Origin of the sequence: Pseudoxanthomonas daejeonensis, from assembly GCF_010093205.1 — a bacterium.
Lineage (GTDB): Bacteria > Pseudomonadota > Gammaproteobacteria > Xanthomonadales > Xanthomonadaceae > Pseudoxanthomonas > Pseudoxanthomonas daejeonensis.
Window position 1 is genome coordinate 37,814 of sequence record NZ_PDWN01000005.1, and the last position, 13,713, is coordinate 51,526.

Sequence of the window (13,713 nt, forward strand, 5' to 3'; positions counted from 1 at the left end):
CGGTCACGCGTCGGTCTGGAAGGAGGGGCTAGTTTAGCGGAGGACTCCGCCGTGCAGGAACCGGCCGGCGCAAAGCGCGCCGGCCGCCCCGGTCAGCCGAGCACGCCGGGCTGCGCCTGGCCATCGCGCACGAACGGGAACTTCACCACGCGCACCGGTACCTCGCGCCCGCGGATGTCGACGCGAACCGGGCCCGGCTCGCCGGCCGGGACGCGCGCGAACGCGATCGCCTTGCCCAGCGTCGGCGAGAAGGTGCCGGACAGGATCTCGCCCTCGCCCTGCGCGGTGAGCACCTTCTGCCCGTGACGGAGCACGCCCTTCTCGTCCATGACCAGGCCGAGCAACTGGCGCGGGGTCCCCGCGGCCTTCTGCGCCTCGAGCACGCCGCGCCCGATGAAGTCGCGGCCGTCGTCCAGCGACACCGTCCACGCCAGGCCCGACTCCCAGGGCGTGGTGGTCTCGTCCATGTCCTGGCCATAGAGGTTCATGCCCGCTTCCAGGCGAAGCGTGTCGCGCGCGCCCAGGCCCGCCGGCTTCACCCCGGCTTCCAGCAGCGCGTTCCAGAACGCGACCGCCTCAGCTTCCGGCAGCACGATCTCGAAGCCGTCCTCGCCGGTGTACCCGGTGCGCGCCAGGTACAGCGGCACGCCGGCGGCGGCCTGCACCTCCAGCGCGGCGAAGCGGCCGAGCTTGCCGGCGGCCACGCGGTCGGACTCGCGCAGCAGCCCGATCACCTTCCCGCGCGCCTGCGGACCCTGCACCGCGATCAGGGCGAAGTCGGGGCGCTCGGTCACCTCGACGCCGAACGCGGCCGCCTGCCTCCCGATCCACGCCAGGTCCTTGTCGCGGGTGGCGGCGTTGACCACCAGGCGGAAGAAGGATTCGTCCATGTAATAGGTGATCAGGTCGTCGATCACCCCGCCGCGTTCGTCGAGCATGCAGGAGTACAGCGCCTTGCCCGGCACCTTGAGCTTGTCGACCGAGTTGGCCAACAGGTGGCGCAGGAATTCGCGCACCCGGGCGCCGCGCAGGTCGACCACGGTCATGTGGCTGACGTCGAACATGCCGGCGTCGCCGCGGACCAGGTGGTGTTCGTCGAGCTGCGAGCCATAGTGGATCGGCATGTCCCAGCCGCCGAAGTCGACCATCTTGGCGCCGAGCGCACGGTGGGTGTCGTTGAGGACGGTCTTGCGGGTCATGGCGGTCTCGCGGAAAGGAAGACCGGCATTATCCCAGACTCCTTCTTCTGGAACTGTCGCCGCGCCCGGGACCATGGCAGCCTCTCTATAAAGGAAGAGGGCGATGCGTCGCCGCACCGCCCTCCCTGCCAGACCCGCCACTCGCGGGCTTCAGGCTTCCTGCACCTTCAGCATCATTCCGTCGACCGCGACCACCCGTACCGGGGTTCCTGCGGGCAGGTCCGGACCTTCGACCGTCCAGAAGGCATCGCCGAGCTTGATCCGGCCGCGCCCCGCGACGATCGCCTGGTCCAATGGCGCGACCAGGCCGATGTTCTGCTGGGCGCGGCGGTTCAGCAGCGGCTGGTCGCTCTCGCGGGCGGCCTTGCGGAACCACTTCCGGTAGATCTGGATCGAGACGAAGCTGAGCACGACGAATGCGGCCACCTGTGCCAGGACCGGGATGCCCGGCACCACCAGCACGGCCAGGAACACGGCAATGGCCGCGAAGCCCATCCACAACATGAAGGCACCCGGCGCCAGCGTCTCAGCGGCAATCAGCAGCAACCCCAGCGCCGCCCAGCCGATCACGTCCACGCGCATGGCTCAGCCCCCCGGCCGCGGCGGCGGCATGCGTTGCCCGGTGCCTTTCTGCTGCTGGTCGGACAGCGCCTCGCGTGCGAGTTCGGCGATGCCGGCGATCGAGCCGATCACGCCGGTGGCCTCCATCGGCATCAGCACGAACTTCTGGTTCGGCGCGGTGGCCAACTCCTTGAACGCCTCCACGTACTTCTGGGCGATGAAGTAGTTGATCGCCTGCACGTTGCCGTTGGCGATCGCCTCCGACACCATCTGGGTCGCCTTGGCCTCGGCCTCGGCCAGGCGCTCGCGGGCCTCGGCTTCGCGGAACGCGGCTTCCTTCTGGCCTTCGGCCTGCAGGATCGCCGCCTGCTTGTCGCCCTCCGCTCGCAGGATCTCCGACGAGCGATGGCCTTCGGCCTCCAGGATCACCGCGCGGCGGTCGCGCTCGGCCTTCATCTGCCGGGCCATCGAGTCGACAAGGTCGCGCGGCGGCTGGATGTCGCGGATTTCGATACGGGTGACCTTGATGCCCCAGGGATTGGTGGCGTGGTCGACCACGTTGAGCAGCTGGGCGTTGATGCGCTCGCGATTGGACAGCGATTCGTCCAGGTCCATCGAACCGATCACGGTGCGGATGTTGGTCTGGACCAGCGCGATCATCGCCACTTCCAGGGTGGCGACCTCATAGGCCGCCTTGGCGGCATCCAGCACCTGGAAGAACACCACGCCGTCCACGCGGACCACCGCGTTGTCCTTGGTGATGACTTCCTGGCTGGGCACGTCCAGCACCTGCTCCATCATGTTCACCTTGCGGCCGACGCCGTAGATGATCGGGATCAGGAAGTGCAGGCCCGGATCGAGGGTATGGGTGTACTTGCCGAAACGCTCCACCGTCCATTCGTAGCCCTGCGGCACCATCCGCACGGTCTTGAACAGCACGATCACGCCGGCCACCAGCAGTACTACCGCCAGGAAACCCGAAGAAAACATCCCCTTCCTCCTTGGCCGTTCGTGGCCATCCCATGTGGACCCAGTATAGGCAATGCACGCGGGCGGGAACCGGCCGGCCGGGGCGCGGTCGCAATCGGTTGAAAAGGAGTGCGACGCTTTCGCCGCCATGGGCATCCACACCGGATATGACCGCCCCACCCGCCCCCGATAGCGTCCACCTGCTCTCGCCAGCCGGCTGCCTTGCGCTCGCTCCAGCGCTGGCCGCGGCCGACCTGCGCGCGGACGAGACGGCGCCGCGCTCGGGCTTCGCGATCGAAGTGCCCGACACGCTGCTGGAGCGTGCGCGGCGCGGCGACTCCGCCGCGTTCGAGCAGATCTACCGCTGGTTCGAGCGCCCGGTGTTCACCCTCGCCCTGCGCCTGTGCGGCGACCGCGAGGAGGCCGGCGAAGCGCTGCAGGAAACCATGCTCAAGCTGCTGCGCCGGATCGGCGAGTACCGGGGCAGCGGGCCGTTCTGGGGCTGGCTGCGCCAGATCGCGATCAACGAAGCGCTGCTGCGGTTGCGCCGCGGTCGGCGGATGGAGGACATCCTGCCGATCGACGGGCACGACCTGGAGGACGGCGCGCCGCCACCACCCGCGGCCGCCGACGCCGCCCTGCTCCAACGCGCGCTGCTGGGCCTGCCAGCCGCCACCCGCAGCGTGCTCTGGCTGTACCACGCCGAAGGCTATACCCACGAAGAGATCGCCGAACTGATGCAGCGCACGCCCAGTTTTTCGAAGTCGCAGCTGGCGCGCGGCACGCGCCGCCTGCGTGCGCTGCTGCAGGTCGAGGAGGCCCCCCATGTCTGATCGCACACCGATTCCCGCCCGCTCCCTCGCGCCGGCCGACTGGCACGATGCGTTCGCAGCGCTGCCGCTGGAAGCGCCGCCGGCCGATGGCTGGCAGCGGTTCGCCACGCAGCACGTCATTGCGTCGACGCGCCGGCGCCGTGCGCTGCCCTGGGCGATCGCCGCGGCGATCGCGTGCCTGGCCGCATTGCCGGTGCTGGTGTTCATGCGCCAGCCCGCTCCCTCCACTGCGACGGATGCGCCGGTCGTGGCCAGCGCCGATGCGCCATCCCTGCCCACCAGCGCGGCCGGCAACGCCACCACGACAGCAATCGTCGATGGCACCGGACCGCGCGTATCCGGCACCGCTTCACCAGCGCCCCCGCCTCCGGGTCCTTCCACCGCGCGGGCACCCGGCGTCGCGCTGGAGGAACTGCATGCCGAGTCCGCACGCCTGGAAGCATTGCTGACCGAACTGTCCGACGACGCCGGATCGGGCGACGGCGCACGGCTGGCGTTGACGATCTCCCTGCGCACGCAGGTCAGCTACATCGATGCCGCGCTATCCGGTGCCCCGCTCGACGAGCCCGCCCTTGTCGACCTGTGGAAACAACGCGTGGAGACCCTGCGCGAACTGGCCGGCGTCGCCGCCGAGCAGCGCTGGAACGCCCTCTATGGCGGTCCGGCCGCCGACTACGCCCTGGTCCAGGTCTATTGAGATGCGCCCTTTCCATTGAACATCCGAGACGATGCCATGAGCCACGCCAATCCCCTCCCCCTGCCACGCAATGCGATATTGGCCCTGTCGCTGGCCTGTGGCCTTGCCTTGCCGGCGCACGCGCAGGACAAGGCCGACCAGCAGAAGCAACTGGAGCAGGCACGTACCGACCTCCAGTCGGCGGCGCGCCGCGTTGCCGAGCTGTCCGCCCAAACGGGCGTGGATGCCAACCGCATCGAGTCCATCCATATCGACTCCCGGCTCGGCGAGAACGGCAAGCCGCGCCTGGGCGTGCTGCTGGGCATCGATGAGCAGGCCGGCGTGCGCATTGCCGGGGTCACGCCCGGGGGTGGCGCCGACAAGGCGGGACTGAAGACCGGTGACCGGCTGCTGCGGATCCGCGGCAAGGCCATCCATGGTGCCTCCGGCGAGGCGCGGGTTGCCGACGCACGTGCGGCCTTGGCCGTGCTGGAGCAGGGCAAGCCGGTACGGGTGTCGTACCAGCGCGATGGCAAGCAGCACGACGCGGACGTGACTCCGGCCGCGACGCAGTCCCTGGTCTTTGCGCGCACGATCTCGCGCGATGGCGGTGACGATCCGGTCACCACCGTGATCGACAGCGCCGACCTGGCCAGGCTCAAGGACCTGGGGCCGCAGCTGCGGGGCGAAGTGATTCGGCTGTCGCGACCCGGCTCCTGCCTGGGCGACGGCTGCACGGCCCCGCTCCTGGCCGAGGCATTGCGCTGGGACGGACTGAACCTGCTCGCCCTGGAGCCGCAGCTTGGCCGCTACTTCGGCACCGAACGCGGCGTGCTGGTGCTCTCGCAGGGCGCCCTGCCCGGCCTGCAGGCCGGCGACGTGATCCACAAGATCGAAGGCAAGGCCGTCGCCAGCCCGCGCGAAGCAATGCAGGCGATGACCGCAAGGAAGCCCGGCGAACAGGCCAAGGTGACGGTCATGCGCGACCGCAGCGTGCGCGAAGTGCAGATCACGGTGCCCGAGCGCATACGCTCGCTGGATTTCATTCCCGTGCCGCCCGAGCGCCCGGCACCGCCAGTGCCGGCGGTGAGGGCACCACCGCTACCGACACCCCAGGCAGCGGCGAGGGCTGTCCCGCTCTGAACGTGGCATCCCGCAAATCCGAATACGCGCCGGAACCCACCGGCCTTCCCCCTCCCCCGCAGGACGCGGGGGAATTTTTTCGATTCGGCGCACCGGTGCCACCGACTTGGCGAAGACCTCATCGATCTTCGCGTCGGCCCACTCTCCTTCTTCCTCGCCGGTCTGCATGAACAGCAACGCGATCATCGCCATGCCGTCGACCCTGGTCTTCAGGTGCACGCGCGGCGGCAGCTCCGGCGGGCGCGCAACGCGACCAGTAGCTGACCTGTTCGCGCACGATCTCCCCCGCCTGAGCAGGCACGGAGAGAGATGCGGTGGCGAGCGCAGCGCAGATGGCAGCAGCCGGCGGTGCGGTGCGGATCATCGGTCGGCAACCAGGCTCAAGAGAAAGGAAAGCGATGAGCTGGCCTCCGGCAAACGGAAGCGGTCGTCCAGGAAAAAGCGAGGCGTGCCGGCGCCTTGCATGGTGCTTCAGCGTCGAGGGCCAAGCCGCCGCACGATGGCGAGGGCCGAAAGCGGCGCGACGGCTACTTGGTCAGGATCAGCTTGTCGTTGCTGGTATGGCGCAGCCGGTACAGCTTGTCGCCGTGACGGATCAGGATCTCGCGGCGGCCATTGAGAAGCTGCTCGCTGCCCAGAGCCACTTCATCGGCGAGCGGCGCCGGAGCGGGTGTGCGTGCAGGTTGGACGTGCGTCAGGGTCAGGCGGTGCACATTCATGGTCGGGCTCCAACGGTAAGGGCACGGGAACCCTGTTAATGATAATTGTTCTCATTAACATGTCAAGCGACTCAGAGAGCGGCCGCGACCTCGAGCTGCTGCCAGACCGGCTCGTCGTATCGCTTGGCGATTTCCAGCGCTGAAAGGTTCTGGAGCAGCTGCGCGATGCTGCTGGCGCCCAGGATCACGCTGCTCACGTGCGGGTTGCGCAGGCACCAGGCGATCGCCAGCGGTGCGGGCTTTTCGCCAAGTCCGGCGGCGACCTCGACGAAGCGCTGCGCGCGCTCGATCCTCCGCTCCTCGCTGTGGCCGACCACCAGTCGTTGCAGCCAGCCCGCGTCGGCCTGAGCCAGCCTGCCGTCGCGCTCCACGCCGCTGGCGTACTTGCCCGTGAGCAGACCCGAGGCCAGCGGCGACCAGATCGTCGTCCCCAGGCCCAGCTCCGAGTAAAGGGGCGCGTATTCCAGTTCCACCCGTTCGCGATGCAGCAGGTTGTACTGCGGCTGCTCCACCGTCGGAGCCGCCAGGTGGTGGCTGCGGGCGAAGCGCGCCGCCTCGCGGATCAGCGCCTCCGGCCACTCCGACGTGCCCCAGTACAGGACCTTGCCCTGCCGGACGAGCAGATCCATCGCGGCGACGGTCTCTTCGACCGGCGTATCCGGATCGGGCCGATGGCAGTAATAAAGGTCAAGGTGTTCGACCCTCAGGCGCTTCAGTGCGCCATGGCAGGCCTCGATCACATGCTTGCGCGACAGCCCACGCTGGGTGGGCCGGGGCTCGTCCACCGAACCGAAGAACACCTTGCTCGAGACGCAGTAGCCGTCGCGCGGCAGGCGAAGGTCGGCGATGACATCGCCCATCACCCGCTCGGCCTCGCCGTTGGCGTAGGCCTCCGCATTGTCGAAGAAGGTGATCCCGTGGTCCCAGGCCGCCGCGATCAGTTCGCGCGCCTGGCCACGCCCGACCTGGCGGCCGAAGGTCATCCAGGCGCCGAACGAGAGCGCGGACAGCTGCAGGCCGGAAGCGCCGAGGCGGCGATATTGCATTGGGGGATCTCCCGCGAACGATGGCTCCAGTCTAGTGGGTGGCATGGACTGGGGCCTGCAGAGCGCACAAGCGCGCCGCTCGCGCCGACGTGGAGCGGGGTCTTTGCCCTGCTCGCTGAAGACGTTCAGTCAGCCTGGATCGAGGGGACGGGGTGGGGCCTGACCTGCTAGGATTTCGCAATTATTTAACATCCGCAGGGGATTCCATGATCGAGGCACTGGGGCGGATCGGTTTCGGCCTGTTCGGGTTGGCCGTGCTGATCGGCATCGTCTGGCTGTTCTCCAACAACAAGCGCGCGGTGGACTGGAAGCTGGTGATCACCGGCGTGGTCCTGCAGATCGCCTTCGCCGCGGTGGTGCTGCTGGTCCCGGGCGGGCGCCAGGTCTTCAACTGGCTCAGCCATGGCTTCGTGAAGATTCTGGGCTTCGTCGCGCAGGGCTCCAACTTCATCTTCGGCAGCCTGATGGACATCGAGCGGAACGGCTTCATCTTCGCCTTCCAGGTGCTGCCCACGATCATCTTCTTCTCGGCGCTGATGGGCGTGCTCTACCACCTGGGCGCGATGCAGGCGGTGGTGCGCGGCATGGCCTGGGCGATCACCAAGGTGATGCGCGTGTCCGGCGCCGAGACCACCAGCGTGTGCGCCAGCGTGTTCATCGGCCAGACCGAGGCGCCGCTGACCGTGCGCCCGTACATCGCCAAGATGACCCAGTCCGAACTGCTGACGATGATGATCGGCGGCATGGCCCACATCGCCGGCGGCGTGCTGGCCGCGTACGTGGGCATGCTGGGCGGCGGAGACCCGGAGCAGCAGGCCTTCTTCGCCAAGCACCTGCTCGCGGCCAGCATCATGGCCGCGCCGGCCACGCTGGTGATCGCCAAGATCCTGGTGCCGGAGACCGGTGAACCGCTGACCCGCGGCACGGTGAAGATGGAGGTCGAGAAGACCACCGCCAACGTGATCGACGCGGCCGCCGCCGGCGCCGGCGACGGCCTGCGCCTGGCGCTGAACATCGGCGCGATGCTGCTGGCCTTCATCGCGCTGATCGCGCTGGTCGACGCGCCGCTGGTGTGGCTGGGCGATGTCACCGGCGTGGCCGCCGCGCTCGGTCAGCCGACCAGCCTGTCGACGCTGCTGGGCTACCTGCTGGCGCCGATCGCCTGGGTGATCGGCACGCCGTGGGCGGACGCGACCACGGTCGGCTCGCTGATCGGCACCAAGGTCGTGCTCAACGAATTCGTCGCCTATACCCAGCTGGCGCGGATCGTGAACGGCCAGGTCGCCGGCGTGGCGCTGAGCCCGGAGGGCGCGCTGATCGCGACCTACGCGCTGTGCGGCTTCGCCAACTTCAGCTCGATCGCGATCCAGATCGGCGGCATCGGCGGGCTGGCCCCGGAGCGGCGCCAGGACCTGGCCCGGTTCGGCCTGCGCGCGGTGCTGGGCGGCTCGGTCGCCACCTTCATGACCGCCACCATCGCCGGCGTGCTGACGCACTTCAGCTGAGCCCGGCCATCGTGCATCCGGGCGGGCCCTGGCGGCCCGCCTTTTCCGTTCTTCCGTAATGGCATACCGCAGGTGGAATCACATATGAATCCGGTCATCGTCGTCGGCTCGTTCAACGTCGACCACGTCTGGCGCTGCGCCGAGCTGCCGGCGGTGGGCGCGACGATCGCCGGCCAGTACGCCACCGGCCCCGGCGGCAAGGGCTTCAACCAGGCCGTCGCCGCCGCCCGCGCCGGCGTGGGCACCGCCTTTGTCTGCGCGCTGGGCGACGATCCGGGCGGTGCGCTTGCACGCGCCCTGGCCGACGCCGACGGCATCGAGTTGCGGGCCGAGGCCAGCGACCAGCCCACCGGCACCGCCGGCATCTATGTCGACGCGCGCGGGCGCAACAGCATCGTGATCGGCGCCGGCGCCAACGGCACCCTGGGCGTGGCCCATGTCACCGCCGACCCCGCCCTGCTTGCCGGCTGCCAGGTGCTGCTGGCGCAGCTGGAGTCGCCGCTGGAGACGATTGAAGCCGCGCTGGCGATGGCGCGCGAAGCCGGCGTCACCACGCTGCTCAACCCGGCACCGGCCAACGCCGCCAGCAGCATCGGCCTGCTGCGCCTGGCCGACCTGCTGACCCCGAACGAAACCGAGTTCGCCGCCCTGCTCGCGCGCCACGTCGGCGAGCGAATCGAGGCCGAAGCGGTCGCCGCCCTCGATGGCGCGAGCTTCCATGCGCTGTGCCGCAAGCTGCTGCCGCACGGCAGCGTGGCGGTCACCCTGGGATCGGTCGGCGTCTTCGTCTCGCATGCGGAAGAACAACTGCGCGGCGACACGCAGCCCCATTACCGCATCGGCGCCGAGGGCGTGGCCGCCACCGACACCACCGGCGCCGGCGATGCCTTCAATGGCGCCCTCGCCGCTTCGCTGGCGCGCGCACCGGAGCAGGCCTTCGCCACGCACGTGCGCTATGCCAGCCGGTTCGCCGCGCTGTCCACCGAGCGCAGCGGCGCGGCCGCGGCGATGCCGCGCCACGACGAAGTGCTGGAACGTTTCGGCGCCTGAGGGCGCAGCATGCGCATCGGCCTCCATTCCATCCAGCCGCGCGTGGTCCTGGCGCCGATGGCCGGGGTCACCGACAAGCCCTTCCGCCTGCTGTGCAAGCGCCTCGGCGCCGGCCTGGCGGTATCGGAAATGACGATCAGCGACCCGCGCTTCTGGAACACGCGCAAGTCGCTGCAGCGCATGGACCACGCAGGCGAGCCGGAACCGGTCAGCGTGCAGATCGCCGGCACCGATCCGCGCCAGCTGGCGGAGGCGGCCCGTTACAACGCCGGCCATGGCGCGCAGATCATCGACCTCAACATGGGCTGCCCGGCCAAGAAGGTGTGCAACGTCTGGGCCGGCTCGGCGCTGATGCGCGACGAGGCGCTGATCGGCCGCATCCTCGAAGCAGTGGTCGCGGCGGTCGACGTGCCGGTGACGTTGAAGATCCGTACCGGCTGGGACGCGGGCAACCGCAACGCGCCGGCGATCGCGCGGATCGCCGAGTCGGCCGGCATCCAGGCCCTGGCCGTGCACGGCCGCACCCGCGACCAGCACTACACCGGCCAGGCCGAGTACGCGACGATTGCGCGCATCAAGTCCGAGCGCGGCATTCCCGTGATCGCCAATGGCGACATCGATTCGCCGCAGCGCGCGGCGCAGGTGCTGCGCGAAACGGGCGCCGACGCGGTGATGGTCGGGCGCGCCGCGCAGGGCAGGCCGTGGATCTTCCGCGAGATCGCGCACTTCCTGGCCACCGGCGAGGAACTGCCGCCGCCTTCGCTGGACGAGGTCCGCGGCATCCTGCTCGACCATCTGCACGCGCTGCATGCGTTCTACGGCGAGGAACAGGGCGTGCGCATCGCGCGCAAGCACCTGGGCTGGTATGCGAAGGACCGCCCTGAAAATGCCGCGTTCCGTGCCGTGGTCAATCGCGCGCAGACCGCCGGCGAGCAGGTCGTGCTGACCGAAGCCTACTTCGATGCGCTGCGGGATGGCGCCTCTGTTTCGTTGCCCGCGGTGGCCTGAGCACGGCCACGGAAAGTTGCTTCATGTAACCATCCGTCGCGTAAACGTGACTTGCTTCATCCTGCACTCCGGCACTGTGTCCTGCGCACGTGCGGCGCGACGCTGGGCACGCCGGGACAGCACCCGGCCCGTGGTCCCTTTCCGCCACGGCACCCCCGCACGGGCACCCGCCCGCAGGAGGCTGTCATGTTTGCACGCATCGCCGTTGTCGCGGCCGCACTGGCCGCCGTTCCTTCCGCCTTCGCCAACGAGGCCAGCGTCGCCGACCTGTCGCGCGAGACCGGCGTCAGCGAACGCCACATCCGCATGGTCGTGGGCGCACGCACGCCCTACCCCGAGTACCGGATCATGTTCGACCGCGTCGAGCGCCAGCTGAAGTCCGCGCTCGGCCAGGAGGGCTACCAGTACCTGCTCGAGGGCGAAGTCGCCGCGGCGGTCGAGATCAGGCGCGAGCGTGTCGCCCGCGAAGCCGCGATCGCCGCGCAGGACCGCGCCGCCAAGACCCAGGACGCGCAGAGCGAAGGCTGAGCCGCCCCGACGGCCGTCAGTCGCGCGCCTGGGCCTGCGGTCCGGACGCCGACGACGCCGTCGGCGCCGTCCAGATGCGCTGCCACATCGCACCCAGCCGCCGCCGTGCTTCCCACGGCGGTCGCAGCTGTTCGGGTGGCAGCGCCTGCCATTCCTGGCCGGCGTCGCGCTGCGCCACGGCGAACACGAACGAATAGTCCGGCTCGGCCCCCATGCGCAGGTCGGCCAGCTCGAGCCGTCCCTCGTGTTCGCGCGCGCGCATGAAGCCGTGGTTGAACCAGCCCAGCCGGCGCACCGCCGGCACGTCGGCGGCCTGCGCCAGCGCCCCGGTGTCGGAGGGGTAGTCGCGGAACACGATCGGCCCGCGGTCGGCCACCAGCGAGCGCTCGCCTTCGACGTAGCCCGACGGCGTCATCGCCACCACGCGCCACAGCAGCGTGTTGAACGGCATCGGTACCGAGAAGCGCGGCGCAGCGCCCAGGCCCAGCGCCGCCAGGTCCTGCTGCGCCTGCCGCTCGACCATGCCCTTGGCCAGCAACGACCAGCCCAGGTAGGCGCTGCTCAGCAACAGCCCGGCCACCAGTGCGCGCTGCGCCAGCACGCGTTCGCGCGCGAACCAGGCGACCACGCACGCCAGCAGCAGCCACAGCGTGTAGCCGGGATCGATGATGAACACGCTTGACCACATCGTCGGCGGCACCGGCAGCGGCCACCACAGCTGGGTGCCGTAGACGGTGAATGCATCCAGCAGCGGATGGGTGACCAGCGCGAGCTGGATCGCCCAGAACCAGCGGCGTGGCGCTTCGGCGACGCGCCCGTGGCCGAAGCGGCGGAACAGCCACCAGATCGCCAGCCCCAGCAGCGGCAGTACGAACAGCGAGTGGCTGAAGCTGCGGTGCACGGTCATCCGCACCACCGGGTCGTCGCTGAGCAAGGCGAGCGGAATCGCATCGAGGTCCGGCAACGTGCCCAGCGCGGCGCCGGCCAGCAGTGCGGCGCGACGGTGGTGGGCAGGGGCGATGGCGGCAGCGACCGCGGCGCCGAGGAGTATCTGGGTGAGGGAATCCATGGGCGGCGATGTTAGCCGAGGCCACACCGTCCGGCCCAGCGAAGCGTCTCCGCGCCGGCCGCTGTAATCGCGATGCCGGTTTGCTTAATCCATCGATACCGGTGGATGCGCCGGCACACCGCAAGCCCTCCCATCCAAGCATCGACCCCGCCCAAGGAGAATTCCATGAACACCAGAGTCCTGGCCATCGCCTTCCTGTCGGCATGCTCCACCTGCGCGTTCGCGCAGGACGCCACCGTCGACCTGGCTCCGGTCATCGCCCCGTCCGTGACCTACCCGAACGTCACGGTCAAGCAGCTGGCCGACGAAACCGGCCTGAGCCCGCGCCACGTGCGCATGCTGGTGGGCGCGCGCAGCGGCTACCCGGAGTACCGCAGCGTCTTCAGCCGCAAGCAGGCGCAGTTCCGCAGCGCGCTGGGCGAGCAGCGCTACAACGACCTGATGGCCGGCCGCCCGATCGAACTGCGTAACCAGGGTACGCGGGCCATCGCCCGCATCGACTCAGGGGACGCGGACCGCACCACCGACCAGCCGTAGGGGAGCCGCGCCACCTGCAACCGCGGTCCGGGTGACCCCGGTTGCAGGGATGGCGCCCCCACCGTCCGTCGGCGGACCCCGAGCAGCGCGGCTTCCCCGAAGCGCGCGGTCCATGATGGGCAACCGGCGCGGAGGATGGCAGGCATGTTCAATACCACCCGCTGGAGCCTGGTGATCGAGACCCGGGCCGATTCGGACAGCGGTCGGCTGGCGCTGGACACTTTGTGCCGCGCGTACCGGTCGCCGGTGGTCTCCTACCTGCGCGCTCGCGGGCATTCGCCTAGCGACGCCGAGGACCTGGCCCAGGCCTTCTTCGAACAGCTGCTGGTGCATCGCCTGCACGCGGCGGCCGACCCGGAGCGCGGGCGCTTCCGCGCGTTCCTGCTGACCGCGCTCAAGCGCCACCTGGCCAACCAGCGCGACCACGAAACGGCCCTCAAGCGCGGGGGCGGCCAAGTCCTGGTCGCACTCGACGAGGACGACGCGCCGGCCGATGCCGGCGCGCTCACGCCCGAGCAGGCCTTCGAACGTGACTACGCACTCACCGTGATCGAGCGGGCGCTGGAGCGGCTGCGGCAGGAGGCCATCGACGCCGGCAAGCTCGCCCTGTTCGACGAGGTGCGCGGGTTCCTGCTCGAACCGCCGGACCCGAGCGAGTACGCCGTGCTTTCGGCCCGCCTGAACCTGCGCCGGAACACGCTGGCCGTGGCGATCCACCGGCTGCGCAACCGGATGCGCGCCATGGTCCGCGCCGAACTGGGCGACACCGTCGAAAGCGCGGCCGCCCTGGAGGCTGAGATGGCGGCGCTGCAGGGAATCCTGGAGCCCGCCCCGCCGGTGGAGTCCGGCCCCGTGTAATCGGCGCCCGCG

15 protein-coding genes are annotated in these 13,713 nt (G+C 69.8%); 9 read left to right on the forward strand and 6 right to left on the reverse strand.

All coding sequences use genetic code 11. The features are described 5' to 3' along the window. Positions 1 to 92: 92 nt before the first annotated feature. The 3 genes from gcvT to CSC65_RS06320 all read right to left on the reverse strand — a co-directional run bounded on the left by gcvT (position 93) and on the right by CSC65_RS06320 (position 2,750). Positions 93 to 1,199 (reverse strand): glycine cleavage system aminomethyltransferase GcvT, encoded by a 1,107-nt coding sequence (gene gcvT, locus CSC65_RS06310; RefSeq protein WP_162409572.1) that lies wholly within the window; start codon positions 1,197 to 1,199, stop codon positions 93 to 95. 150 nt (positions 1,200 to 1,349) lie between these two features. Then, complete coding sequence (locus CSC65_RS06315; protein WP_162409574.1) at positions 1,350 to 1,781, reverse strand: NfeD family protein; 432 nt, start codon at positions 1,779 to 1,781, stop codon at positions 1,350 to 1,352. A 3-nt stretch (positions 1,782 to 1,784) separates the two neighbouring features. Beyond that, a complete protein-coding gene (locus CSC65_RS06320) occupies positions 1,785 to 2,750 on the reverse strand; it encodes an SPFH domain-containing protein (protein ID WP_162409576.1) in 966 nt (321 codons plus the stop codon). Positions 2,751 to 2,896: 146 nt separating this feature from the next. Here CSC65_RS06320 and CSC65_RS06325 point away from each other — a divergent pair, with 146 nt between their 5' ends. From CSC65_RS06325 to CSC65_RS06335, 3 genes are read left to right on the forward strand one after another with little or no spacing between them, the layout of a single operon-like run. Next, on the forward strand, positions 2,897 to 3,562 hold the full coding sequence (locus CSC65_RS06325; RefSeq protein ID WP_162409578.1) for an RNA polymerase sigma factor: 666 nt from the start codon (positions 2,897 to 2,899) through the stop codon (positions 3,560 to 3,562). Further along, on the forward strand, positions 3,555 to 4,259 hold the full coding sequence (locus tag CSC65_RS06330) for a hypothetical protein (RefSeq protein WP_162409580.1): 705 nt from the start codon (positions 3,555 to 3,557) through the stop codon (positions 4,257 to 4,259). Before CSC65_RS06325 ends, CSC65_RS06330 begins: the two co-directional genes overlap by 8 nt. A 36-nt stretch (positions 4,260 to 4,295) precedes the next feature. Continuing rightward, positions 4,296 to 5,381, forward strand: coding sequence for a PDZ domain-containing protein (locus CSC65_RS06335; RefSeq protein ID WP_162409582.1), 1,086 nt, complete (start codon positions 4,296 to 4,298; stop codon positions 5,379 to 5,381). Positions 5,382 to 5,908: 527 nt separating this feature from the next. Here CSC65_RS06335 and hemP read toward each other — a convergent pair. Then, on the reverse strand, positions 5,909 to 6,100 hold the full coding sequence (hemP, locus tag CSC65_RS16320; RefSeq protein WP_162409584.1) for a hemin uptake protein HemP: 192 nt from the start codon (positions 6,098 to 6,100) through the stop codon (positions 5,909 to 5,911). A gap of 71 nt (positions 6,101 to 6,171) precedes the next feature. Continuing rightward, positions 6,172 to 7,146, reverse strand: coding sequence for an aldo/keto reductase (locus CSC65_RS06345; protein WP_162409586.1), 975 nt, complete (start codon positions 7,144 to 7,146; stop codon positions 6,172 to 6,174). Positions 7,147 to 7,352: 206 nt separating this feature from the next. Here CSC65_RS06345 and CSC65_RS06350 point away from each other — a divergent pair, with 206 nt between their 5' ends. The 4 genes from CSC65_RS06350 to CSC65_RS06365 all read left to right on the forward strand — a co-directional run bounded on the left by CSC65_RS06350 (position 7,353) and on the right by CSC65_RS06365 (position 11,237). Beyond that, positions 7,353 to 8,651, forward strand: a complete 1,299-nt coding sequence (locus CSC65_RS06350; RefSeq protein WP_162409588.1) for a NupC/NupG family nucleoside CNT transporter — start codon at positions 7,353 to 7,355, stop codon at positions 8,649 to 8,651. 84 nt (positions 8,652 to 8,735) lie between these two features. Continuing rightward, positions 8,736 to 9,701, forward strand: coding sequence for a ribokinase (locus CSC65_RS06355; RefSeq protein WP_162409590.1), 966 nt, complete (start codon positions 8,736 to 8,738; stop codon positions 9,699 to 9,701). A 9-nt stretch (positions 9,702 to 9,710) separates the two neighbouring features. Next, positions 9,711 to 10,709, forward strand: coding sequence for a tRNA dihydrouridine synthase DusB (dusB, locus tag CSC65_RS06360; RefSeq protein WP_162409592.1), 999 nt, complete (start codon positions 9,711 to 9,713; stop codon positions 10,707 to 10,709). 186 nt (positions 10,710 to 10,895) lie between these two features. After that, positions 10,896 to 11,237, forward strand: a complete 342-nt coding sequence (locus CSC65_RS06365; RefSeq protein WP_162409594.1) for a hypothetical protein — start codon at positions 10,896 to 10,898, stop codon at positions 11,235 to 11,237. A 16-nt stretch (positions 11,238 to 11,253) separates the two neighbouring features. Here the strand turns inward: CSC65_RS06365 and CSC65_RS06370 are convergent, their stop codons facing one another. Continuing rightward, positions 11,254 to 12,306 (reverse strand): metal-dependent hydrolase, encoded by a 1,053-nt coding sequence (locus CSC65_RS06370; protein WP_162409596.1) that lies wholly within the window; start codon positions 12,304 to 12,306, stop codon positions 11,254 to 11,256. A 165-nt stretch (positions 12,307 to 12,471) separates the two neighbouring features. On the opposite strand from CSC65_RS06370, the gene CSC65_RS06375 reads away from it, so the two are divergent. Further along, on the forward strand, positions 12,472 to 12,843 hold the full coding sequence (locus CSC65_RS06375; protein WP_162409598.1) for a hypothetical protein: 372 nt from the start codon (positions 12,472 to 12,474) through the stop codon (positions 12,841 to 12,843). A 144-nt stretch (positions 12,844 to 12,987) separates the two neighbouring features. After that, complete coding sequence (locus CSC65_RS06380; protein ID WP_162409600.1) at positions 12,988 to 13,701, forward strand: RNA polymerase sigma factor; 714 nt, start codon at positions 12,988 to 12,990, stop codon at positions 13,699 to 13,701. Positions 13,702 to 13,713: the final 12 nt, after the last annotated feature.

Bases quoted from the DNA above. Each gene is read 5' to 3' on its own strand.
- CSC65_RS06365 (WP_162409594.1), top strand. From the start codon at position 10,896: ATGTTTGCACGCATCGCCGTTGTCGCGGCCGCACTGGCCGCCGTTCCT.
- CSC65_RS06315 (WP_162409574.1), bottom strand. From the start codon at position 1,781: ATGCGCGTGGACGTGATCGGCTGGGCGGCGCTGGGGTTGCTGCTGATT.
- gcvT (WP_162409572.1), bottom strand. From the start codon at position 1,199: ATGACCCGCAAGACCGTCCTCAACGACACCCACCGTGCGCTCGGCGCC.
- CSC65_RS06320 (WP_162409576.1), bottom strand. From the start codon at position 2,750: ATGTTTTCTTCGGGTTTCCTGGCGGTAGTACTGCTGGTGGCCGGCGTG.
- CSC65_RS06370 (WP_162409596.1), bottom strand. From the start codon at position 12,306: ATGGATTCCCTCACCCAGATACTCCTCGGCGCCGCGGTCGCTGCCGCC.
- CSC65_RS06325 (WP_162409578.1), top strand. From the start codon at position 2,897: ATGACCGCCCCACCCGCCCCCGATAGCGTCCACCTGCTCTCGCCAGCC.
- hemP (WP_162409584.1), bottom strand. From the start codon at position 6,100: ATGAATGTGCACCGCCTGACCCTGACGCACGTCCAACCTGCACGCACA.
- CSC65_RS06375 (WP_162409598.1), top strand. From the start codon at position 12,472: ATGAACACCAGAGTCCTGGCCATCGCCTTCCTGTCGGCATGCTCCACC.
- CSC65_RS06355 (WP_162409590.1), top strand. From the start codon at position 8,736: ATGAATCCGGTCATCGTCGTCGGCTCGTTCAACGTCGACCACGTCTGG.
- CSC65_RS06380 (WP_162409600.1), top strand. From the start codon at position 12,988: ATGTTCAATACCACCCGCTGGAGCCTGGTGATCGAGACCCGGGCCGAT.
- CSC65_RS06335 (WP_162409582.1), top strand. From the start codon at position 4,296: ATGAGCCACGCCAATCCCCTCCCCCTGCCACGCAATGCGATATTGGCC.
- CSC65_RS06330 (WP_162409580.1), top strand. From the start codon at position 3,555: ATGTCTGATCGCACACCGATTCCCGCCCGCTCCCTCGCGCCGGCCGAC.
- CSC65_RS06345 (WP_162409586.1), bottom strand. From the start codon at position 7,146: ATGCAATATCGCCGCCTCGGCGCTTCCGGCCTGCAGCTGTCCGCGCTC.
- dusB (WP_162409592.1), top strand. From the start codon at position 9,711: ATGCGCATCGGCCTCCATTCCATCCAGCCGCGCGTGGTCCTGGCGCCG.
- CSC65_RS06350 (WP_162409588.1), top strand. From the start codon at position 7,353: ATGATCGAGGCACTGGGGCGGATCGGTTTCGGCCTGTTCGGGTTGGCC.